The following is a 21,245-nucleotide window of genomic DNA, read 5'->3' as shown; positions in this document are numbered from 1 at the left end:
CGCGTCGTGCACGAGCACCGTGTCGATGCCGGGTGAAAGCGCAGCCAAGCCTGCCTGCACCGATTCTTGACGGGTGGCGCCCCCGGCAACGACAACCACAGCGGCGTCGCTGCGGCCCAGCTGGTCGAACCGCGCCGACGCCGCGCGTTCGCTGATCTGCCGCGTTTCGGCGAGGCGATCGGCCGGGGCGACGACGATCAACTGCACGGCATCGCGCATGCCCAGCACTCCCTCGAGTGCGCGCTCCAGAATTGACTTCCCCGCCAGCGGAACAAACGCCTTCGGTTCGGCGTGGCCGAGCCGCGAGCCGCTCCCAGCGGCGACGACGATGACCGCAATGGTCGGCGCGGTCATGTCGGTCATGTCTGGATGCTCTCTGTTGGTGGGGATATCGAGGGTGAGCGGGATGCTGCGGGCGAGAAGACGAGAAAGGCGGCGCCTCGCGGCGCCGCCTTTCTCTCCAGAAAAACTATGAGGCCAAAACCTCGTCGAGAACGCTTGATGCCTTCTCTTCGTCGGTCTTCTCAGCCAAGGCGAGCTCGGAAATCAAAATCTGACGGGCCTTGACCAGCATGCGCTTCTCGCCGGCTGAGAGACCTCGATCCTGGTCGCGACGCCACAGGTCGCGCACGACCTCTGACACCTTGATGACATCGCCGGAGGCGAGCTTTTCAAGATTCGCCTTGTACCGGCGTGACCAGTTGGTGGGTTCTTCGGTGAACGGGGCGCGGAGAACTTCGAAGACGTGATCGAGGCCTTCGCGACCGATGACGTCGCGCACGCCCACGAGTTCGACGTTTTCAGCAGGAACCTCGATGGTGAGATCCCCTTGGGTGACGTTCAATTTCAGGTAAAGCTTCTCTTCACCCTTGATGAGGCGCGTCTTGACTTCGGTAATCGTTGCAGCTCCGTGGTGGGGATAAACGACAGTTTCACCAACCTCAAACAGCATGTCCTGATGTCCCTTCCGCAACCTCTAGGATACCACAGGCGTCAATGATAGGGTTCGGCCTGCTCACCCTACGGCCGGAACACCGGTAAGCTAAACTCAAAGCGTAATTTTGCGGCGCTTCGACCGAGCAGGTTGAACGCCGAACCGTTGTGGAGGTCTTGTGAGGGCGCGTATCGTTGCATCCGTCGTAGTGGCGGCTGGCATTCTGTTGGGCACGAGTGGCTGCAACCTGTTTGCACCTCAGGCGACAACCAATATCTATGACGCAAGCGACGGAGTGAGCGGCAACGTGGGCGATCTCGCCATCCGTAACGCTGTGCTGATTTCCGACAATGGCGAACTCGGCAACCTTCTTGTCACCGTGGTCAACTCGGGTAAGACCGAGCAGACCCTGACTGTTCAGTTCTCCGCTGGCGGCAAGAAGGTCACCCAGCAGGTCGATGTTCCCGCGAACTCGACGACGTCGTTCGGCGACACGGGGCAGCCCGGCATCGTGCTCGAGGGATTCGACGCCATTCCCGGCGCCCTGCTTCCCCTTTTCTTCCAGTACGGCGAACAGACCGGAATCGAGCTTCTCGTTCCGGTTCTGACGACCTCACTGCCTGAATACTCGAGCTTCTCCCCGACACCGTCGCCGAAGCCGACGGCTGACATCATCCCCATCGAGCCGAATGGTGCTCCGCTTCCCACCGGCAACCCGATTCCGACCGAGACCACCGCTCCGTAGGTTCGGTTCGGTACGTTTCACCCACAGACGCTCGGCGCGACGGCTTATGCCTCGCACCGGGCGTCTGTCGTTGAACGGATGGCCCGGGGCCGGTTAGGCCTCGAACCGATAGCCGAGCCCGCGCACCGTGACCAGCATTGTCGGCTCAGACGGCGTGGCCTCGATGCGTGAACGGATGCGCTTGATGTGCACGTCGAGCGTTTTCGTATCGCCGAAATAGTCGACGCCCCAGACCCGGTCGATCAGCTGACCGCGGGTGAGCACCCGACCGGCGTTGCGCAGCAGAAACTCGAGAAGTTCAAACTCTTTGAGCGGCATCGGAACCACGACGCCCGAGACTGACACGGTGTGCCGTTCGATGTCCATCGAAACGGTACCCGAGCTCAGCACGGATTCATTCTCGTGCGGCTCGTCATCGTTACGGCGGCGCAGAATCGCCCGAATCCGGGCAAGCAGTTCGCGAGTCGAATACGGCTTGGTGACGTAGTCGTCAGCGCCGAGCTCGAGGCCGACGACGATATCGATCTCGGAGTCTTTGGCCGTGAGCATGATGATCGGCACGGTCGATCGCGTGCGAATCTGCCGGCACACCTCGGTGCCGGAGAGTCCCGGCAGCATGAGGTCGAGCAGGATGACGTCGGGGCTCGTCCGATCGAACTCGAGGATCGCCGCGTGGCCGTTCTCGGCCACCGTCACGTCGTAGCCCTCCCGCTCGAGCAGGAATGCCAGCGGTTCGCTCAAAGCGCTCTCGTCTTCAACCAGAAGGATGCGTGTCACGGGGTGGGTTCTCCTGTCGCCGCCGAAGCGGTCGGGGGTGGGGTCAGAGGCAGTGGCGCCTCGGGTACACGGATGGTGAAGGTCGACCCGCTGCCGAGCTGTGACCACACACGCACGTCGCCGCCGTGGTTCTGCACCACATGCTTGACAATGGCGAGACCGAGGCCGGTGCCTCCGGTATTGCGGGCACGTGCGTCGTCGACGCGGAAGAATCGTTCGAACACTCGGTCTAGGTCGACCTCAGGAATGCCGACGCCCTGGTCGGTGACGGTAATCTCCACGGCTCCCTTGTGGCGGCGCACGCCCACACCGACCCTCGAACCGTTGGAGGAGTAATTGACGGCATTCGCAACGAGGTTGTGCACGGCCATGACGAGTAACGGTTGCTCGCCGTACACGAGGGCACCGGTCTTCTTTCCGACGACGATGGAGATGCCGGCCGCGGCGGCCACAACGTGGTTCTGCTCAATGGCATCGGCGACCACGGCGTCGACGTCGACCAGTTCAGGTGTGGCGAGTGCCTCCTGCGCCTGCAGCCGCGAGAGTTCGATGATCTCCTGCGTAAGCCGGGCGAGCCGACGTGACTCCCCCATCAGACGGTCGGCGAAACGGCGCACCTGCACTGGCTCATCCGCTGCCTGATCGAGAGCCTCGGCGAGCAAGCCGACGGCGGCAATTGGGGTTTTCAGTTCGTGGCTCACATTCGCCACGAAGTCTCGGCGCACCTCATCGAGCCGGAATGCCTCGGTGTGGTCGTCGGCCAGGAGCAGCACATAGCGGGTACCCAGGGTGGCCAGGCGCACCCGAAAATGGGCGCTTGCGTCGCCGAACGGACCGCGGGAGAGCACCAGGTCTTCGGCGCGAGCATCACCGGTACGCCGCACGTCGGCGACCAGATCGAGCAGTTCGGGATGCACCAGCTGGCGGTTCCAGACCAGTCCGAGCGCGTGGGCGCCCGGCGAAGCCTTCACCACATTGTTCGAGGGGTCGAGCACGACGCCCGCCGATTCCAGAGCGTCGAGGACCTGGTCGATGCCGTCGGGCACGGCCGGGTTGACGACCTCGGCGGCCTGCCTACCATGCCGCTCGGCGGCGTACAGAAGGGTGACGAACCCCGCACCGACACCCAAACCGAGTGCCAGCGACACGAGCACCAGCCACGTCGATTCCATATCGTCTACGTTACTGACTCGCGCACACGTCACACGCGGTAAACGGCGTGGGGCACGATACTTTAGAAAGTGTTCAAGCCCGCGGCACCTGCCGTTAACCTGGCACCCGCATGATGGCTCGGGGACCAGTCGGGTCTCAGCGGCTGCCCAGCGCGGCCAGGAAGGACCACACCGATGCGTGAAGTGTTCCAGCAGGAACTTGCCGAGGTTCAGGAGCGACTTGTCGAGATTTCCCGACTCGTCGCCGTCTCGATCGATAAGGCGACCCGTGCGTTCAACGAGTCAGATGTCGGCCTGGCCGAAGATGTCATCGCCGACGACAACCAGATTGATGAGCTGACGGTCGAACTCGACGAACTCGCCATCACGATTCTCGCCCGGCAGCAGCCCGTGGCCCGGGACCTGCGGATCGTCGTGAGCGCGCTGCGCATCAGTGCGTCGCTCGAGCGAATGGGCGACATGTCGACGCACATCGCGCAGCTGGCCCGTTACCGGTTCCCCGACAAGGTGATCCCGAAGAGCCTGCGTCCGACCTTCGCGCAGATGGGTGCGCTCGACGTTGAAATCGCGCGCATGCTCACCGAGCTGCTCACCACCGAAGACATGAAACTGGCCGAAACCATTCGCAACGAGGACGACAAGGTCGACGCCCTGCACCTGAGCGTCTTCGACGCCGTTCTCGGCGAGACCTGGAAGGGCCAGGCGTCCGACACGGTGGATGCCACGCTGGCCAGTCGCTACCACGAGCGCTTTGCCGACCACGCGGTATCGATCGCCAAGAAGGTGCAGTACCTCGGCACGGGTGACTGGCAGCCGGACCTCGGCGCGTAGCCCCTCGCATCCGTCGTATCCGCCACGTTTCAACGTGTGTGCCGCTGTCCCCGGATTCGGAGATCCGAGCGGATGCCGGCGTGTCGCGCGACGACACGCCGGACAATCACGGAATCTCCGAATCCGGGGACAAAAGATCTCACGTCGTTCGGCGCACGAGACAGACAGAAACGGCCCTCTGAGTTTCGTCAGCGGGCCGTTCTCGGTGTGTGGTGGGAAAGAAGGTTACTTCTTGCCCTGAGCGGCGACCGCCGCGGCGCCAGCGGCAGCGGCCTCCGGGTCGAGGTACTCGCCCGGACCGAGCGGCATGAGATCTTCGCCCAGCTTGTAAACAAGGGGGATGCCCGTGGGGACGTTCAGCTCGGCGATGTCGGCGTCGCTGATTCCATCGAGGTGCTTGATGAGCGCACGCAGCGAGTTGCCATGGGCCGTGACGAGCACGGTCTTGCCCGAGCGCAGGTCGCCGGAGATGTCGTTCTCCCAGTAGGGCAGCATCCGCTCGATGACGTCTTTCAGGCATTCGGTGCGGGGCACCGCGTCGCCGAGGTCGGCGTAGCGTGCGTCGCCCACCTGCGACCACTTGGCATCGGCCTCGAGCACGGGCGGCGGCACATCGAAGCTCCGACGCCAGAGCTGGAACTGCTCGGGGCCGTACTTCGCGAGCGTCTCGGCCTTGTCGAGGCCCTGCAGGGCGCCGTAGTGACGCTCGTTGAGACGCCAGGAGCGCTTGACGTCGATCCACGAGCGGTCAGCCTGCTCGAGCGCAAGATCGGCGGTTTGGATGGCGCGGGTCAGCACCGAGGTGTGCACGATGTCGGGCAGAATGCCGGCCTCGGCGAGCAGCTCGCCAGCCCGGCGGGCTTCGACGATGCCCTGTTCGCTCAGTCGAACGTCCACCCAACCGGTGAACAGGTTCTGCTGGTTCCACAGGCTGTTGCCGTGACGGAGAAGGACGAGTGTGTATGGCGCAGACATGCTTCAACTCTACCGAGAGTGGAGAATAGAAGGATGCCGGTCGGAACAATCACACGTGGAACCACCAACACGAACCGACTGCGGCGGATCGACCGCTGGATCGGGCACTTGAAGGTGCTGCGCCACACCTCCGACCCGCTCGTCGTCGACCTGGGCTATGGTGCCAGCGCCGTGACCAGCCTCGAATTGCATCACCGCTTGGCCCACAAGCGGGCGGATGTCGAGGTGCTCGGACTCGAAATCGACCCGGCCCGGGTGGCGGGCGCGAACGAGCAACTCAGCGAGGTGCGGGGCGGCCAAACAGGTTTCGCGGCCGACGCACGCGTGTCGTTCGCGGTCGGTGGATTCGAGGTGCCGCTGCCGAAGGGACGCAAGCCCGCCGTCATCCGTGCGCTCAATGTGCTGCGGCAGTACGACGAATCGGAGGTCGTACCGGCCTGGCGCATGGTCGTGCCCCGGCTGCAACCGCACGGCGTACTGATCGACGGCACCTGCGACGAGATCGGGCGTATCGCCGCGTGGGTGGATGTCGGCCCTCACGGCCCCGTGCGGTTCAGCTTGTCGCTCCGGCTGGCCGAGCTGGACCGTCCGTCAATCGTGGCCGAGCGACTGCCGAAGATTCTGATTCACCGCAATGTGCCCGGTGAACGCATCCACCAGCTCCTGGTCGACCTTGACCGCAATTGGCAGCATCAGGCGCCCCTGGCCGCGTACGGCCCGAAGCAGCGCTGGCTGGCGACGGTGACGGCGCTCAAGGCGCAGGGCTGGCCGGTGCAGAACGGCCCGCACCGCTGGAAGCTCGGCGAGCTGACGCTGCCGTGGGAGTCGGTGGAGCCGCTCGGGTTCGCCTGGAGCCAGCGTCGTTAAGCAGCATCGATGGCTGCGCGGCTGGCACGATCTCGACAGGCTCGATCTCGACAGGCTCGATCAACAAACTGTCGCTGGTCGACCTTGGCTCACGTGATCTCGACACGCTCGATCAACGGGGCCACGCTCGATCAACGGACACACGCTCGATCAACGGACACAAACTGTCGTTGGTCGAGCTTGTCGAGACCCTGGCGTTGCGGTGTCGACTTTGGCTCACGTGATCTCGACACGCTCGATCAACGGGCCCACGCTCGATCAACGGGCACAAACTGTCGTTGGTCGAGCTTGTCGAGACCCTGGCGTTGCGGTGTCGACCTTGGCTCACGTGATCTCGACACGCTCGATCAACGGACACAAACTGTCGTTGGTCGAGCTTGTCGAGACCCTGGCGTTGCGGTGTCGACTTTGGCTCACGTGATCTCGACACGCTCGATCAACGGGCCCACGCTCGATAAACGGACACAAACTGTCGTTGGTCGAGCTTGTCGAGACCCTGGCGTTGCGATGTCGACTTTGGCTCACGTGATCTCGACACGCTCGATCAACGGGCCCACGCTCGATAAACGGACACAAACTGTCGTTGGTCGAGCTTGTCGAGACCTCGGTGATGCGGTGTCGACCTTGGCTCACGTGATCTCGACACGCTCGATCAACGGGCCCACGCTCGATCAACGGGCCCACGCTCGATCAACGGACACACGCTCGATCAACGGACACAAACTGTCGTTGGTCGAGCTTGTCGAGACCCTGGCGTTGCGAGGTCGACCTTGGCTCACGTGATCTCGACACGCTCGATCAACGGACACAGGCCGATGAACACCAGGTGGGTTAACGGTGGGGAGCCCGGATGCCCAGGCGCGGCATGCGCGGAATGTCGAGCACGGCGCCCGCCGTCTGCGGCACAATCGCCTCTTGCGCGGCCGAGATCGACAGCCCCTGCGACTCCACATACACGGTGACGGTGGTCGGCACCGAACGCTTGACCACGGCGAGCGCGATCGGCCCGAGCTCATAGTGCATGGCACAGGACGTGATGGTGCCGATCGGGCGGCGCTCCGGCTCAGCACCGGGCAGCACACGGTCGGCCGAGACCACATCGCCGTGCACGGGAAGCACCGAGTCCGAGCCGTCGAGATGGAGCAGCACGAGTCGCCGCGGCGGATGCCCCAGGTTGTGCACCTTCGCCACGGTCTCTTGCCCGCGGTAGCAGCCCTTGTCGAGGTGCACCGCGCTGCGCAGCCAATCCAGCTCGTGCGGGATCGTCTTCTCGTCGCCCTCGGTGGCCAGTCGCGGCCTCCAGGCCGCAATGCGCAGCGCCTCGAACGCGAGAAGCCCGGCGAGGTGAACCGTGCCGGCCTGCGCCGCGTCACGGATCGCCGAAAGTGCGCTGCGCGGCACGAGGGTCTCTCGCCAGGTCCACGATTCGCCCGGATGCTCGGCTGCTGGCGCATATTGGAAGCCGCCAGTGGCGACGTGATTCCACGGATCGTGCCAGACCAACGGCACGCCGTTCGGCTCGGCCGGCTGGAGTGCCGGCAGGTCAGCCGGGGCACCCATCGAGCCGATTGTCGCGTAGTCGGCACTGCAGTCACGCACGTCGACCCGCAGCATGAAGCGCATCTTGTTGAGCCAGGCTTCGAGGCCGGGCAGTTCGGCTGCCTCGACCAGCAGCCAGAGGTCGACCCCGTCGTCGAGCACCTGCATCGCATACTCGATGCGCCCGGTCTGATCGAGCAGGAGGGTTTCGGTGCTCTGCCCCGGCTGCAGCCCCGTGAGCGACTGACTCGAGATCGAGTTGAGCCAGCTCAGGCGGTCGGGCCCGCTGATCGCCAGCACACCGCGGTGCGACAGGTCGACGATCGCCTCGCCGGCGTGCAGCCGACGCTGCTCGATCATCGGCGCGCCATAGTGTGCGGCGACACCCGCGTCGATCCCCGTGCCGTTCACCGCTCCGTCATGGCTGAGAAGCGCTGAGACGGATGCGGCGGCGGATGCTGCGGCGGATGCTGGTTCGGTCATGGTTCTGCCTATTCCACTCGGGCGAGCCGACCCGACGCATGGGTGCGCAGGTCTAAGCCCAGGGCGGCGATGTCCCACGCCCACAGCAGGTGATTGTCGACGAGACCGTACAGGCGGGTCGCGGCCGCATACGGCTTGGCCGTTGCACTGCGCACGACGGCGTCGGTGGCCAGGTCGATTCGAGGACCGGCGACCTGTCCCAGGTAGAGCTCGGCGACGCCACCCGGGTGGACCAGGGTGACCTCCACGTCGAAAGCGCCGTTGGCGTTCCGCAGGTTTTCGACGGATTCGGCATCCGAATAGGGTGTGCCGGAGATCGCGGGCACGAGACCCGGGCCCGCATCGCCGTCGCCCTGTGGGCGGTGCAGCCGCCAATACCCAGACTCGGTCGCGAGAGGGGTCTTCTCCTCGTCGGAACCCTCTTCGGGCTCGAGCCAGGTGTACGAGCTGTAGTTCAAATACGGCAAACCGTCGTGGCTGAAGCTCAGCCGATGCCCGAACTCGCGGGTGATCGTCTCGTCACCGATCGCGTAGTCGAGCACGCCGGACCCTTCCCAGACTCCGAGCAGCCACGAGAGCGGAACAAGTTCGGGCGGAAGGCCGGCCGGCAGTTCGATCATCGACTACCGCTGCCCCCGGTACAAGCGAAGAACGACGATCACGGAAACCCAAGCGATCGACAGGCTGGCCAGTCCGAGGAGGCCCAGGAAGAAGATTTCAAGTGCAAGCGGCGACAACATGTCTCAACTCTACCGGTTCAGGAGAGCCCCATCAGGGCGAAGACGCCCGTGGCTGCGGCCAGCACCAGGGTAGCTCCGACGATGCTCGCGGTCACCCGGCTCACATAGCCCTTCTTCTGCCCCGTGGCGAGTTGGATGCAGAGCGTCGCGATGGTGCATCCGGCCAGCGAGAGCCCGATCCAGGCCAGATAGTTGCCCGGACTGGAGAGCAACCCGACCACAAGCGCGCAGAGTGCGCCCAGCAACCACACCACTGCGACGGAAATCCACTGCCTGTTCACGCTCCCTATTGTGCCAGTGCGGCAAGATTCGCGTGCACTGTAGTATGGGCACCGATCCTTGGAGGGTGCGGTTGGCACAGTTGTTGATGCTCACCTCGGCGGTCAACAACGAGGTTCTTCCCGCCCTGGCTCTGCTCTCGCATAGCACTCGCTCTGCTTCTGCATCGGCAGCGCAGGTTCTCTCCGCGCCCGAATTCGACCTGATTCTCGTCGATGCGCGCTCCAACCTGGTGGCAGCGAAGGCCCTCTGTCAGGTCATCGGAACGGCCGGTGTCGCAGCTCCTCTCATCCTGGTGGTCACCGAAGGCGGCTTGACCGCGATCAGCCCCGATTGGGGCGCCGACGATGTGATCCTCGACACGGCGGGCCCGGCCGAGATCGATGCCCGCATCCGTCTGGCGGCCGGCCGACGCGGCCGAGAGTCGCCGACGACGACGATTCGGGCCGCAGGTCTGGTGATCGACGAGGCCAGCTATTCGGCGAAGGTGCACGGCGCCGTGCTCGACCTCACCTATAAGGAATTCGAGCTGCTGCGCTTTCTCGCCGCCCACCCGAGCCGCGTCTTCACCCGCGAGCAGTTGCTGAGCGAAGTCTGGGGCTACGACTATTTCGGCGGCACCCGCACGGTCGACGTGCACGTTCGACGCCTGCGCGCGAAACTCGGCGATCATGAGTCGTTGATCGGCACGGTGCGCAACGTGGGCTACCGCTTCACCGTGCACGACGACGACAATGGCTCACATGTCTCTCTCGCTCAACTTTCTTGATTCAACGGATGCGTCCGGCCTGGCCGAACTCAGTCGCATCGCCGACGCGGCAACTCAGGTGGACGGCTATCGACCGTTCAACGAGCAAACACTGCTCGATCTGGTGGCTGGGCGGCGCGCCCCGGTTCTGCTCAACCTGCGCGACGACGAAGGCCTGCGCGAAGGCGATGGCGAGCTCGAGGATGGCGAGCGCGGGGTCGACACGGCCGGGACTGCGATCGGCGCCGCCGTCATCGGTGACGGAGAATTCGACCTGGTCATCGCGCCGGAGCACCGTGGTTTTGGACACGGTGATGCCGCCGTGGGGCTGCTGCTGCCGCACCTTGCGGAGCGGGTGAGCGTGTGGGCGCACGGCGACCACCCGGCTGCGCGTGTGCTCGCCGAACGGCACCGGTTCGTTGCGGTGCGCACGCTGCTGCAGCTGCGGCTCGACACGCTCGCGCCGGCACCTTCTCCGGCGAGTCCCGGCGCCCTCGGCACCACGACCGTCACCCCGTTCGTGGCCGGACAGGATGAGGCGGAGTGGCTGGCCCTCAACGCCCTCGTCTTCGCCTCGCATCCCGAGCAGGGCGCGCTGACCCTGAACGATCTCGCCGCACGCCTGGCCGAGCCGTGGTTCGACGCCGGAGATTTTCTTGTCGCGCGCGACCCCGCCGGGCGCATGATCGGCTACAACTGGCTGAAGATCGAACCGGGCCAGGGCACAGGCGAGATCTACGTCATCGGCATCCACCCGGATGCCGCCGGTCACGGCCTCGGCCGCCTGCTGATGCAGCGCGGTCTTGTGCGCATGGCCGAGCGCGGCTGCACCTCGGCGTCGCTCTATGTCGAGGCTGACAACGAGGGTGCTGTGCGCCTCTACCGTTCGCTGGGCTTCACGGATTTCACCATCGACGTGCGCTACGAGCGTCGCCTTCAGTGAGTGGGTTCAGCATCCGTTCACCGTGATCCTTCGTCGTTGTCGCCGCACAGTGTCAAGATGGTGCAATGGATGGCGACAGCGTGCAGACCGAGATTGCTTTCAGCAGCGATTTCGGCAGTGACTTCGACGATGACTTCGATCCGCTGATCGGAGCCAACGATCCAGCGCTGCCCGACGAGCGCTACCTCGACCGCGAACTGAGTTGGCTGGCGTTCAACCAGCGTGTGTTGGAACTTGCCGAAGATCCCGATATCCCCGTGCTGGAGCGAGCGAATTTCCTCGCGATCTTCGCCAGCAACCTCGACGAGTTCTTCATGGTGCGCGTGGCCGGTTTGAAGCGTCGCATTCTCACCGGGCTGGCGGTTCCGACCAACGTGGGTCGCGCACCACAAGACGTGCTCTCGGATATTTCACAGGCCGCCCACGCCCTGCAGGATCGGCACGCGCAGGCGTTCCATTCCCTGGTGCGTCCGACCCTCGCCGCCGCGGGTATCGACGTGGTCAACTGGGACGAGCTCAGCGAATCCGAGCATGCATCGTTGCATGACTACTTCTCCAACCAGATCTTTCCGGTGCTGATGCCTCTGGCCGTCGACCCGGTGCATCCGTTCCCGTACATTTCAGGGCTCTCGCTCAACCTGGCCATTCGCGTGCGCAACACGAAGACCGGCAGACAGGAGTTTGCCCGACTCAAAGTGCCGTCGATGCTGCCCCGCTTTGTGCGCGTCGATCGCAGCGAACCGTTGGAGAGCATCCGCTTCATCACCTTGGAAGACCTGATCGCCAATCATCTCGGCGACCTCTTTCCCGGCATGGAGGTGCTGGAGCACCACATTTTTCGGGTCACCCGTAACGAAGACGTCGAGATCGAGGAAGACGAGACGGAAAACCTGATCAAGGCGCTCGAGAAGGAGTTGCTGCGACGCCGGTTCGGCCCGCCGATCCGTCTCGAGATCACCGAGGACATGGATGAGGTCACCCTCGGCCTGCTCGTGCGCGAACTCGATGTCACCGACCAAGAGGTGTACCGGCTGCCGGCACCGCTCGATCTGGGCGGCCTGTTCGATCTGTCCCGCATCGATCGTCCCGACCTGCACTTTGCCAAGCACGTCCCGACCACGGCCGTGCAACTGATGCCCGGTGAACCCAATTTGGAACCCGACGTGTTCAGCGCGATCGCACGCGGCGATATTCTGCTGCACCATCCCTACGAATCGTTTGCGACGAGTGTGCAAGCGTTCCTCGAGCAGGCCGCCACAGACCCGCAGGTACTGGCCATCAAGCAGACGCTCTACCGAACCTCCGGCGACAGTCCCATCATCGAGGCTCTCATCGACGCGGCGGAATCAGGCAAGCAGGTGCTCGCGCTCGTCGAGATCAAGGCCCGCTTCGACGAACAGGCGAACATCTCCTGGGCCCGCAAGCTCGAGAAGGCGGGCGTGCACGTCGTCTATGGCATGGTCGGCTTGAAGACGCACTGCAAGCTGGCCCTCGTGGTGCGGCAGGAGCAGGGTGTGCTGCGCCACTACAGCCACATCGGCACCGGCAACTACAACCCCAAGACCAGCCGCATCTACGAAGACCTCGGTCTGCTCACCGCGGATGCGCAGGTCGGCAAAGATCTCACCCGCCTGTTCAACGAGCTCTCGGGCTATGCCATTGAAAAGAAGTTCAAGCGCCTGCTCGTGGCCCCGCTGCACCTGCGCAAGGCGCTGTTGAAGCGCATCAGCGATGAAACGGTTGCCGCCCTTGCCGGCGAGCGGGCCGGCATCCGGATCAAGGTCAACTCGATGGTCGATGAGGCCATCATCGACGCACTGTACCGAGCCAGCCAGGCGGGGGTGAAAGTCGACATCTGGGTGCGCGGCATCTGCAGCCTGAAGCCGGGGGTGGTCGGCATGAGCGAGAACATTCGTGTGCGCTCGATTCTCGGGCGCTACCTCGAACATTCGCGCATCTTCTCGTTTTACAACGCAGGCGATCTTCAGATCTTCATCGGCAGCGCTGACATGATGCACCGCAACCTCGACCGCCGCGTCGAAGCGCTCGTGCGTCTGGTCGCCCCCGAGCATCTGGCCGAAGTCTCGGCGCTGTTCGACCGCGCGATGGACGACCGCACCTCATCATGGTGGCTGAGCGAGTCCGGAGAATGGACACGCCACGACCGCGACGATTCGGGCCAGCCACTCGATGACATGCAAAATAGGCTCATGCAACAGATCGGGCACCGCACACGTCAGGCTATCCGTCGATGACCGAAACGGCGATCTACGCCGCCGGCGCCGTGTGCTGGAGGTTCATCGACGGCAAAATGCACGTTCTTCTGATTCACCGCACGGTGCACGGTGATGTGACCATCCCGAAGGGCAAGGTCGACCCGGGCGAATCTCTGCCGCGCACGGCCGTGCGCGAGATCGAGGAGGAGACCGGGCTCGCTGTTGCACTCGGAGTACCGTTGGGAGTCTCGCACTACGTCATGCCCAATGGTCGCGAGAAGATCGTGCACTATTGGGCCGCCGAGGTCAGCCCCGAGGCGATCCAGCACTCGACATTCGTGCCGAACGGCGAGGTCGCCGCCATCGAATGGGTCACGATCAAGCGAGCCCGCAGCTATCTCAGTTACCCACCGGATGTCGAGATCCTCGAGGCGTTCGCCGCCCTGGTCGATCAGGGAGTCACCCACACCTTCGCTCTGATCGCCCTGCGTCATGGCAAGGCCGTGCCGCCGGGCAAATGGGACGGCCCCGACGACAGCCGCCCGCTGTCCGAGCGCGGAGTGTTGCAGGCGGCGAGCGCCGTTGACACTCTCACTGCGTGGCGTCCGCGACGCATCATCTCGAGCACTGCCACGCGGTGTGTCACGACGGTGGCTCCGCTTTCGGCCAGCACGGGCATCCCGATCAAACGCACCGAGCTGATCAGCCAAGACGCGCTCACGGCGGGCACAGCGGATGTGCGGCAGGTGATCGGCAAACGGGTGCGCTCTCGCAAGACCGCCGTGCTCTGCAGCCACGGGCCGGTCCTGCCCGACATTCTGCGCGAGATGGCACTGGCAACAGGCACGGCACTTGGCTCGTACCTCTCGGCGGCCGCCGACCTCGAGACCGGTGGATTCTCGGTAGTGCATTTCTCCGTCGACAACCCGAGCTCGGGCATCATCGCGATCGAAACCCATGCACCTCGGCTGTAATTTCGGCTCCAGACAGGTTTTCTAAGACCTAACGCACCGGGAACTTCGAGACCCGTTCACCTCCCGTTCACCACGGTAAGGGAGTGTCGTTAACACGACAACGTAGCGTCAGTGACTGATCGGCCGAGAGGCAAAAATACGACCGGTCATCGTCCTGTTTTCAACCCCTCGAAGGGATTTTCCGTGAAAATCAAGCGTTACAGCGCCCCCGCCGCAGTTCTCGCCGTGGCCGCTCTCGCTCTGACCGGTTGTGCCGCAAACGAAAGCTCGGCGTCGCCGAGCGAATCGGCACCCGCCAGCACCCTCACCGGCACCATCAATGCTGCTGGCGCGTCGTCGCAAAGTGCAGCACAGGAGGCCTGGATCGCCAAGTTCCAGACCGCCAACTCCGGCGTCACCATCAACTATGACCCGTCGGGGTCGGGGGCCGGCCGCACGACCTTCGCCGCCGGAGGCTCCGACTTCGCCGGTTCTGACTCCTATCTGAAAGATGAGGAGCTGGCAGCCGCCTTCGGCAGCTGTGCTCCCGGCACCAAGGCCGTCGACCTGCCGGTTTACATCTCACCGATCGCCGTGATCTTCAACGTCGACGGTGTGAAGAACCTGAACCTTGATGCAGCGACACTCGCGTCGATCTTCACGGGCGACATCACGACCTGGAACGACGCCGCCATTGTCGCGTTGAACCCCGACGAGAAGCTGCCCGCCACCCCGATCACCGCCGTGCACCGCTCGGACGACTCGGGCACCACGAAGAACTTCACCGACTACCTGAATCAGGTTGCGCCGGACGTCTGGACCGAAAAGCCGGCAGACCCCTTCCCCTACAGCTCGGGCGAAGGCGCGCAGGGAACATCCGGCGTCGTCAGCGCTGTGACGAACGGCGTGGGCACAATCGGTTACGCCGACGCCTCACGGGCCGGCTCGCTCGGTGTTGCGAAGATCAAGGTTGGCGACACCTTCGTGGGCTACACCGCGAAAGCCGCCGCGGCCGTCGTCAATGACTCCCCCCTGGTGGCCGACCGTGCCGCCGATGACCTCGCCATCCAGCTCAACCGCACCACGACGGATGCGAGCCACTACCCGCTCGTTTTGATCAGCTACGCCATTGTCTGCACCGACTACGCCGACGCCGCCAAGGGTGAACTGGTGAAGTCGTACGTTGGCTACATGGCCAGCGAGGACGGCCAGAAGGAAGCCGCCGCGTCCGCCGGAGCAGCCCCACTCTCGGCCGAGCTGCAGAGCAAGGTCGCTGCGGTGATCGCCACCATCAAGTAACTCGAGTCTCACCGGCCCGGCCGGCATCCGCTCAGTGAGTGCGAGATGCCGGCCGGGCACCCCCGCACCACCACTCACACCAACGAAACCCACCCCCAGGGAGACGCCAGGAATGACCACCACCGCGCAGCCGGGCAGCCGTATGGTCCCCTCGACGAAGGTCAAGCAACGACCGGGCGACCGGGTATTCGGAACGTTGACCGTGGTATCGGGCGGGTTGATCCTCGCTGTGTTGGCCGCCGTGGCGGTCTTTCTGTTTGTGCAGAGCTTGCCGGCTTTTGTGGCACCGGCCGCCGATTTCAAGGGCGGCTTCAGCTCGTTCTGGAGTTACGTCTGGCCGCTCGCATTCGGCACCATCTGGGCGGCGTTCCTCGCGATGCTCATCGCCGTTCCGTTGGCGATCGGCATCGCGCTGTTCATCTCGCACTATGCGCCCCGTCGCCTCGCCCAGGGACTCGGCTACATCATCGATCTGCTCGCAGCCGTTCCGTCGGTTGTGTTCGGCCTCTGGGGCATCACCGTGCTCGCTCCGCTGGTGCAGCCGTTCTACACGACGCTGGTCGAGTGGTTTGGCTGGATCCCCCTCTTCGCCGGCCCCGTCTCCGGCACCGGACGCACCATCCTGACTGTCGCGATCGTGCTCGCCGTCATGGTGCTGCCGATCATCACGGCAATCTGCCGCGAAGTGTTCCTGCAGACTCCGGTGCTCCATGAAGAAGCTGCGCTCGCACTCGGAGCGACCCGCTGGGAGATGATCCAGATGGCCGTGCTGCCGTTCGGCCGCGCCGGCATCATCTCGGCCAGCATGCTCGGCCTCGGCCGCGCCCTCGGCGAGACAATGGCCGTCGCCATGGTGCTCTCCCCGAGCCCCCAGATCATCTTCCACCTTCTCACCTCAGAGAACCCCACGACCATCGCGGCGAATATCGCGTTGAACTTTCCCGAGGCTCACGGCACGGGCGTGAACATTCTGCTCGCCACCGGCCTCATCCTCTTCCTCATCACGCTCGCCGTGAACATGCTTGCCCGCTTCATCATCAACCGCCGCAAGGCCTTCTCGGGAGCGAACTGATGACCACGGCCACCTCAACACCGCCCCTCGCTCCCCCGGAGTCGACCCCGGTTGCACGCCCGGATGCGCGCCCGTTGACGAACTCCCTGACCGCCGGAAAACTCCCCCGCCGCACACCGCTGTGGGTGCTGCTCGGCAGTTGGCTACTCACCGGTGCGGTCTTCCTCATGCTCTCTGCCGCCGGCGCGACCGACGGCTTCAACTGGGCCGGCACCCTGTTCTTCGGCAGTGTGCTCTTCTGCATCATGATCTTCGCTCTGTCGTACTTCGTGGAAGGCGTGCGTAAGGCACGGGACCGCCTGGTCACCGCGCTCGTCAGCGCCGCGTTCGTGCTGGCGCTGCTGCCCCTGGTCTCTCTCATCGGCACGACCCTCGTCAACGGTCTGCCCGCCTTCCTCACCCCCACGTTCTTCTCCGAATCGCAGCGCAATGTCGTGGGCGCGGGCGGCGGGGCACTGCACGCCGTCGTGGGAACTTTGCTCGTCACAGGTGTCGCGACCTTGATTTCGGTTCCGATCGGCCTGCTCGCGGCGCTCTACCTCACCGAGTACGGTCGGGGACGCCTGGCTCGCGGCATCACGTTCTTCGTCGACGTGATGACCGGCATCCCCTCGATCGTGGCCGGTTTGTTCGCCTTTGCCTTCTTCTCACTGATCTTCAACGACCCGGGGATCAGATTTGGTTTCGGCGGCGCGATCGCCCTATCGGTGCTGATGATCCCCGTCGTCGTGCGCTCGAGCGAAGAGATGCTGAAGCTCGTACCGAACGAACTGCGAGAGGCCGCCTACGCACTCGGGGTGCCGAAATGGCTGACCATCCTGAAGGTTGTGCTGCCCACATCCGTCGCCGGAATCGTGACGGGTGTGATGATCTCGATCGCCCGGGTGATCGGCGAGACCGCACCGCTGTTGATCATCTCCGGGTTTACGGCAAGCATGAACTACAACCTGTTCAGCGAGCGGATGATGACTCTGCCCGTATTCGTGTACACGCAGTATATGAACCAGGGCGCCGATTTCCAGGCCTACATCGACCGTGCCTGGGCCGGGGCGCTCACCCTCATTCTCATCGTGATGGTTTTGAACGGGCTCGCCCGTCTCATCGCCAAGATCTTCTCCCCCAAGCTCGGCCGCTAACGCGCCCGCGAAAGGAACCACCGTGTCCAAGCGCATTGAAGTCAACGACCTGAACGTTTACTACAGCGATTTTCGCGCCGTCGAAGGCGTCACCCTGACGATAGAACCGCGCACCGTGACGGCGTTCATCGGCCCCAGTGGCTGTGGCAAGTCCACGTTCCTCCGCACGCTGAACCGTATGCACGAGGTCATTCCGGGCGCCAGAGTCGAGGGCGAGGTGCTCATCGACGGCAACAACCTCTACGGCCCCGGTGTCGACCCGGTGCTCGTGCGCCGTCAGGTGGGCATGGTGTTCCAGCGCCCCAACCCGTTCCCAACCATGTCGATCAAAGACAACGTGCTGGCCGGCGTGAAGCTCAACAACCGACGGATGGCCAAGAGCGATGCCGACGATCTGACCGAGAAGGCGCTGCGCGGGGCAAACCTGTGGAACGAGGTCAAGGACCGTCTTGACCGTCCGGGATCCGGCTTGTCGGGCGGACAGCAGCAGCGTCTGTGCATCGCCCGGGCCATTGCGGTGCAGCCGGACGTCATCCTGATGGACGAGCCCTGCTCGGCCCTCGACCCGATCTCGACCCTCGCCATCGAGGACCTGATCGAAGAGATGAAGAAGGACTACACGATCGTGATCGTGACGCACAACATGCAGCAGGCCTCACGGGTCTCGGACCGCACCGCGTTCTTCAACATTGCCGGCACGGGCAAGCCGGGCAAGCTGATCGAATACGACGACACGACGACGATCTTTTCGAATCCGAGTGTGCAGGCCACCGAGGACTATGTGTCGGGTCGCTTCGGCTGATTCGCTCCCGCGGTCTCGACACGCTCGACCAACGGGTCCGTTGGTCGAGCGTGTCGAGACCCTCAAACGACAGCCAGGTCCGTTGGTCGAGCGTGTCGAGACCCTCAAACGACAGCCTTATGCCGTGCGCGCCAACAGGTTCGCGTTGATTGCCCGAGTCAGGTCGGCATCAACCGGAAACTGCTCGCCATCGAGCTCCGTCACCGCGACGGCCAATCGAACGCTCGAGACGAGCCAGGCGGCATCCGCGCTGCGTAAGTCGTCGAGAGTCACGTCACGGTACTCGGTGCGCTCGCCCGCCGCTTCGAGATAGTCGAAGACGCTCTGCTGGGTCGTACCGTGCAGGATCGCACCGCTCGGCGCCGGCGTGACGTAGATGCCGCCCCTGCGCATGATGACGCTCGAGGTTGGCCCCTCCATCACGTAGCCGTCGGTCGTGAGGAAGATCGTGTCGTCAGCGCCTCGACGGTGCGCCTCGCGGAGTGCCGCCATATTGATGGCATAGCTGAGCGTCTTCGCGCCCATAAGCAGCCAGGGCGCCCGCTCGGCGACCCCGCGCGGGTAGCCGCGGTCGAGTGTGACAACGCGCACCCCCTGCTCGCGCACCCGGCTGTGGTCGGGGGCGCGAGTGGCGTGCAGCCAGGCCGTCGGCGCCGGACCGGCTTCGACGCCGCGGCTGAGCACAAATTTGAGGGCGAGCTCGCCCTCACCGGGAATCTCAGCAACGGCACGCGCGATGGCGGCCCGCCACTGGCCCGGATGCGGCTCCGGCAAATCACAGATGCGTGCCGAGTTCACGAGTCGGCTGATATGCGGTTCGACCTCCTGTGGGTGGCCGTTCACGACGCTGAGCGTTTCGAAGATCCCGTCGCCACGCTGCGTGCTGAGCTCTGCCACGCGCAGGGCCGGAGCCGAGGAATCGATGGCGTGGAAGGTGTCCTCGAAGTCGATGCGGGTCGAGTCTGCGGGCACCGGGTCAATCAACAGCGTGAAGGGCAGGGTCATGAAGCGAGCCTAGCCGTAGCACCTCACCGGCCGTGCCGTCCAGCGTGGCCAGCCAGCAAGCCGGTCAGCTCTGAATGGCCACGATCGGCGTGCTCGTCGGCTGCTTCGAGCCACCCGCCGGCTCGACGGTCACTCCGACGGCGTCGCCGGCCTTCATCGTTCCGTCGAGCACGCGCCAGACCGTGCCGTCGCCGGACGAGGTGAAGGTGCCCGCCGAAACCGCACCGGCCGCGTCGATGTACCAGAGCTGGTATGCCTGATCTTTCGGCAGCGTGGGCAGTGAATCCGCGAGCAAAGCAGAGCGTCCCAGTTCGCCCGACCAGACCAGTGTGACTTTCTGCCCGTCGGTCGCACGTGCCGTTGCACGCTGCGCGTCCGGTGCCGCGTTGATCTCGGCCAATCCGGCCGCCTGCTGCTGTTCGAATTGTGTCGGTGCGGTGAGTCCCTGCCCGATCGCGAGACCACCGAAGAAGAGCGCGGCCGCAGCAGCGACGCTGAGAAGAATGCCCGCGGGGCGTTGGAACCAGCGGCGGGCGACCGTGCTCTCCAGTGCGGAGGGCGGCGAGGCCGGGGAGGGTGTCTCTGCGCCCTGCGCCCGGTCCGCAGGAGTCTGCGGGACCACGGGAGTCTGCGGGACTGCAGGAGTCTGCGGGGCCACAGGCGCAGCCGTGGCAGAAGGCGCAGCATCCGACGAGGGTGCGTCTGCGGGAACGGCCCGCGGCGGCAGCTGAGGGGTCGACGCGAGCAGGGCCATCAGATCGAACTTGAGCGCGGCCGACGGCTGCACGGGCGCGGCGGCGCGGCCGAGAATTGCCGCCGTCTCGGCGAGCTCTGCAGCCTCGGATCGGGCCTGCTCCGACACGTCGAGGTGACGCTCATAGTCGACCTTCTCGTCGCTACTGAGCGCATTGAGGGCGTAGGCACCGGCCAGATCGCGTAGGCCACCGGCGCTCTCACGGTTGCCCGGGTTCATGTTGTCAGTCACAGTGCCACCCCCATCTCGTCACGCAATCGGATCATGCCGTCTCGCAGCCGTGTTTTCACGGTCCCGAGCGGTATCTGCAGCAGGCCGGCGACTTCGCTCTGACTGTAACCGCCGTAGTAGGCCAAGCGCACGGCTTGACTCTGCAGATCGGTCAGCTTGGACATCGCTCGGTTCACCCTTTCACTCTCGATTCGAACTTCTACAGTTTCTGCAACATGGTCGTACTCGACCGCTCGATCCCGCAGCCCGATGCGATTATCGCGATCGCGGCCAGCCTGTGAGGCACGGATGCGGTCGACTGCACGGCGGTGAGCCATCGTCATGATCCAGGTGGATGCTGCCCCACGCTGACCATCAAAGCGAGAGGCGGTTTGCCAGATTTCGAGAAAAATTTCTTGCGTCACTTCCTCCGATTGGGCGTGGTCGATCAAGAGTCGTTTAACGAGACCGAGCACCCTCGGCGCCAGCTGGTCATACAACTCGCTAAAAGCGCCCTGATCGCCCTGCGAGACCCGGGCCAGAAGTTCAGCCGGGGAGGCAGGAGCATTCTCGTCAACATGCGTCGGGAGATCAGCTGTCATGAGTCTCAGCATGTCAGTTTTTCTCCCGATCCATACACGTGGTTCGGTGCGGATGCCCAATTGGATTGGTCGAGCCGGTCGAATTTCGGCGGCCTCATTCACGTGGAGGCAGGCCGATGGCCGGAGCGGGAAAGCACGCTCCGAGAGTGAGGCCAGACCGCAG

22 protein-coding genes are annotated in these 21,245 nt (G+C 64.4%); 11 read left to right on the top strand and 11 right to left on the bottom strand.

Translation table 11 applies throughout. The features are described from left to right. On the bottom strand, nt 1-363 hold a 363-nt coding region (locus HNR05_RS17340; protein ID WP_179580378.1), incomplete at its 3' end, for an IspD/TarI family cytidylyltransferase. Between the two features lie 106 nt (nt 364-469). Next, the gene (locus HNR05_RS17335; protein ID WP_179580376.1) at nt 470-952 is read right to left on the bottom strand and encodes a CarD family transcriptional regulator; all 483 of its coding nucleotides are present in this window, start codon (nt 950-952) and stop codon (nt 470-472) included. A 160-nt stretch (nt 953-1,112) separates the two neighbouring features. On the opposite strand from HNR05_RS17335, the gene HNR05_RS17330 reads away from it, so the two are divergent. Further along, a complete protein-coding gene (locus HNR05_RS17330; RefSeq protein ID WP_179580374.1) occupies nt 1,113-1,679 on the top strand; it encodes a DNA modification methylase in 567 nt (188 codons plus the stop codon). Nucleotides 1,680-1,772: 93 nt separating this feature from the next. Here HNR05_RS17330 and HNR05_RS17325 read toward each other — a convergent pair whose 3' ends face one another. Both HNR05_RS17325 and HNR05_RS17320 read right to left on the bottom strand, forming a co-directional pair. After that, on the bottom strand, nt 1,773-2,456 hold the full coding sequence (locus HNR05_RS17325) for a response regulator (protein ID WP_179580372.1): 684 nt from the start codon (nt 2,454-2,456) through the stop codon (nt 1,773-1,775). Next, nucleotides 2,453-3,628, bottom strand: a complete 1,176-nt coding sequence (locus tag HNR05_RS17320) for a sensor histidine kinase (RefSeq protein WP_179580370.1) — start codon at nt 3,626-3,628, stop codon at nt 2,453-2,455. The genes HNR05_RS17325 and HNR05_RS17320 overlap by 4 nt, the downstream gene beginning before the upstream one ends. 174 nt (nt 3,629-3,802) lie before the next feature. Between HNR05_RS17320 and phoU the strand changes: the two genes are divergently transcribed. After that, nucleotides 3,803-4,459 (top strand): phosphate signaling complex protein PhoU, encoded by a 657-nt coding sequence (phoU, locus tag HNR05_RS17315; protein WP_179580368.1) that lies wholly within the window; start codon nt 3,803-3,805, stop codon nt 4,457-4,459. A gap of 225 nt (nt 4,460-4,684) precedes the next feature. Here phoU and HNR05_RS17310 read toward each other — a convergent pair whose 3' ends face one another. Next, the gene (locus HNR05_RS17310; RefSeq protein ID WP_179580366.1) at nt 4,685-5,434 is read right to left on the bottom strand and encodes a phosphoglyceromutase; all 750 of its coding nucleotides are present in this window, start codon (nt 5,432-5,434) and stop codon (nt 4,685-4,687) included. Between the two features lie 33 nt (nt 5,435-5,467). Between HNR05_RS17310 and HNR05_RS17305 the strand changes: the two genes are divergently transcribed. After that, complete coding sequence (locus HNR05_RS17305; protein WP_179580364.1) at nt 5,468-6,301, top strand: class I SAM-dependent methyltransferase; 834 nt, start codon at nt 5,468-5,470, stop codon at nt 6,299-6,301. A gap of 831 nt (nt 6,302-7,132) precedes the next feature. Here the strand turns inward: HNR05_RS17305 and ygfZ are convergent. The 3 genes from ygfZ to HNR05_RS17290 form a co-directional block, all read right to left on the bottom strand. Beyond that, nucleotides 7,133-8,323, bottom strand: a complete 1,191-nt coding sequence (gene ygfZ, locus HNR05_RS17300; RefSeq protein WP_179580362.1) for a CAF17-like 4Fe-4S cluster assembly/insertion protein YgfZ — start codon at nt 8,321-8,323, stop codon at nt 7,133-7,135. Nucleotides 8,324-8,331: 8 nt separating this feature from the next. Continuing rightward, complete coding sequence (locus HNR05_RS17295) at nt 8,332-8,943, bottom strand: heme-binding beta-barrel domain-containing protein (protein WP_179580360.1); 612 nt, start codon at nt 8,941-8,943, stop codon at nt 8,332-8,334. Nucleotides 8,944-9,080: 137 nt separating this feature from the next. After that, nucleotides 9,081-9,344 (bottom strand): hypothetical protein, encoded by a 264-nt coding sequence (locus HNR05_RS17290; protein ID WP_179580358.1) that lies wholly within the window; start codon nt 9,342-9,344, stop codon nt 9,081-9,083. 71 nt (nt 9,345-9,415) lie between these two features. Between HNR05_RS17290 and HNR05_RS17285 the strand changes: the two genes are divergently transcribed. The 8 genes from HNR05_RS17285 (at nt 9,416) to pstB (ending at nt 18,511) form a co-directional block, all read left to right on the top strand. After that, nucleotides 9,416-10,111, top strand: coding sequence for a winged helix-turn-helix transcriptional regulator (locus tag HNR05_RS17285; RefSeq protein ID WP_179580356.1), 696 nt, complete (start codon nt 9,416-9,418; stop codon nt 10,109-10,111). After that, complete coding sequence (gene mshD, locus HNR05_RS17280; protein ID WP_179580354.1) at nt 10,086-11,033, top strand: mycothiol synthase; 948 nt, start codon at nt 10,086-10,088, stop codon at nt 11,031-11,033. Before HNR05_RS17285 ends, mshD begins: the two co-directional genes overlap by 26 nt. A gap of 65 nt (nt 11,034-11,098) precedes the next feature. Then, nucleotides 11,099-13,288 (top strand): RNA degradosome polyphosphate kinase, encoded by a 2,190-nt coding sequence (locus tag HNR05_RS17275; RefSeq protein WP_179580352.1) that lies wholly within the window; start codon nt 11,099-11,101, stop codon nt 13,286-13,288. After that, nucleotides 13,285-14,223: an NUDIX hydrolase gene (locus tag HNR05_RS17270; RefSeq protein WP_179580350.1), complete on the top strand. Its 939-nt coding sequence runs from the start codon at nt 13,285-13,287 to the stop codon at nt 14,221-14,223. The genes HNR05_RS17275 and HNR05_RS17270 overlap by 4 nt, the downstream gene beginning before the upstream one ends. Nucleotides 14,224-14,406: 183 nt before the next feature. Continuing rightward, nucleotides 14,407-15,501, top strand: a complete 1,095-nt coding sequence (gene pstS / locus HNR05_RS17265; protein WP_179580348.1) for a phosphate ABC transporter substrate-binding protein PstS — start codon at nt 14,407-14,409, stop codon at nt 15,499-15,501. A gap of 112 nt (nt 15,502-15,613) precedes the next feature. Continuing rightward, the gene (gene pstC, locus HNR05_RS17260) at nt 15,614-16,573 is read left to right on the top strand and encodes a phosphate ABC transporter permease subunit PstC (RefSeq protein WP_179580346.1); all 960 of its coding nucleotides are present in this window, start codon (nt 15,614-15,616) and stop codon (nt 16,571-16,573) included. Then, entirely contained in the window at nt 16,573-17,709 is a 1,137-nt protein-coding gene (pstA, locus tag HNR05_RS17255) for a phosphate ABC transporter permease PstA (protein ID WP_179580344.1), read from the top strand. Before pstC ends, pstA begins: the two co-directional genes overlap by 1 nt. Before the next feature lie 22 nt (nt 17,710-17,731). Next, complete coding sequence (gene pstB / locus HNR05_RS17250) at nt 17,732-18,511, top strand: phosphate ABC transporter ATP-binding protein PstB (RefSeq protein WP_179580342.1); 780 nt, start codon at nt 17,732-17,734, stop codon at nt 18,509-18,511. A gap of 117 nt (nt 18,512-18,628) precedes the next feature. Here pstB and HNR05_RS17245 read toward each other — a convergent pair whose 3' ends face one another. From HNR05_RS17245 to sigK, 3 genes are all read right to left on the bottom strand, one after another. Then, nucleotides 18,629-19,516 (bottom strand): aminodeoxychorismate lyase, encoded by an 888-nt coding sequence (locus tag HNR05_RS17245; protein ID WP_179580340.1) that lies wholly within the window; start codon nt 19,514-19,516, stop codon nt 18,629-18,631. Nucleotides 19,517-19,580: 64 nt separating this feature from the next. After that, nucleotides 19,581-20,501 (bottom strand): anti-sigma factor, encoded by a 921-nt coding sequence (locus HNR05_RS17240; RefSeq protein ID WP_218868926.1) that lies wholly within the window; start codon nt 20,499-20,501, stop codon nt 19,581-19,583. Next, nucleotides 20,498-21,082, bottom strand: coding sequence for an ECF RNA polymerase sigma factor SigK (gene sigK, locus HNR05_RS17235; protein WP_425485111.1), 585 nt, complete (start codon nt 21,080-21,082; stop codon nt 20,498-20,500). The genes HNR05_RS17240 and sigK overlap by 4 nt, the downstream gene beginning before the upstream one ends. Nucleotides 21,083-21,245: the final 163 nt, after the last annotated feature.

Source organism: Leifsonia psychrotolerans (assembly GCF_013410665.1).
GTDB classification, from domain to species: domain Bacteria; phylum Actinomycetota; class Actinomycetes; order Actinomycetales; family Microbacteriaceae; genus Cryobacterium; species Cryobacterium psychrotolerans_A.
The sequence above is the reverse complement of the archived record's forward strand: the minus strand, read 5'-3'. Positions and strand labels throughout refer to the sequence as shown.

Excerpts from the sequence above, each read along its gene's own strand:
- HNR05_RS17245 (WP_179580340.1), bottom strand. The coding sequence starts at position 19,516 with ATGACCCTGCCCTTCACGCTGTTGATTGACCCGGTGCCCGCAGACTCG.
- pstC (WP_179580346.1), top strand. The coding sequence starts at position 15,614 with ATGACCACCACCGCGCAGCCGGGCAGCCGTATGGTCCCCTCGACGAAG.
- HNR05_RS17320 (WP_179580370.1), bottom strand. The coding sequence starts at position 3,628 with ATGGAATCGACGTGGCTGGTGCTCGTGTCGCTGGCACTCGGTTTGGGT.
- ygfZ (WP_179580362.1), bottom strand. The coding sequence starts at position 8,323 with ATGACCGAACCAGCATCCGCCGCAGCATCCGCCGCCGCATCCGTCTCA.
- HNR05_RS17335 (WP_179580376.1), bottom strand. The coding sequence starts at position 952 with ATGCTGTTTGAGGTTGGTGAAACTGTCGTTTATCCCCACCACGGAGCT.
- pstA (WP_179580344.1), top strand. The coding sequence starts at position 16,573 with ATGACCACGGCCACCTCAACACCGCCCCTCGCTCCCCCGGAGTCGACC.
- HNR05_RS17295 (WP_179580360.1), bottom strand. The coding sequence starts at position 8,943 with ATGATCGAACTGCCGGCCGGCCTTCCGCCCGAACTTGTTCCGCTCTCG.
- HNR05_RS17270 (WP_179580350.1), top strand. The coding sequence starts at position 13,285 with ATGACCGAAACGGCGATCTACGCCGCCGGCGCCGTGTGCTGGAGGTTC.
- HNR05_RS17310 (WP_179580366.1), bottom strand. The coding sequence starts at position 5,434 with ATGTCTGCGCCATACACACTCGTCCTTCTCCGTCACGGCAACAGCCTG.
- sigK (WP_425485111.1), bottom strand. The coding sequence starts at position 21,082 with ATGACAGCTGATCTCCCGACGCATGTTGACGAGAATGCTCCTGCCTCC.
- phoU (WP_179580368.1), top strand. The coding sequence starts at position 3,803 with ATGCGTGAAGTGTTCCAGCAGGAACTTGCCGAGGTTCAGGAGCGACTT.
- mshD (WP_179580354.1), top strand. The coding sequence starts at position 10,086 with ATGTCTCTCTCGCTCAACTTTCTTGATTCAACGGATGCGTCCGGCCTG.
- HNR05_RS17275 (WP_179580352.1), top strand. The coding sequence starts at position 11,099 with ATGGATGGCGACAGCGTGCAGACCGAGATTGCTTTCAGCAGCGATTTC.
- HNR05_RS17305 (WP_179580364.1), top strand. The coding sequence starts at position 5,468 with ATGCCGGTCGGAACAATCACACGTGGAACCACCAACACGAACCGACTG.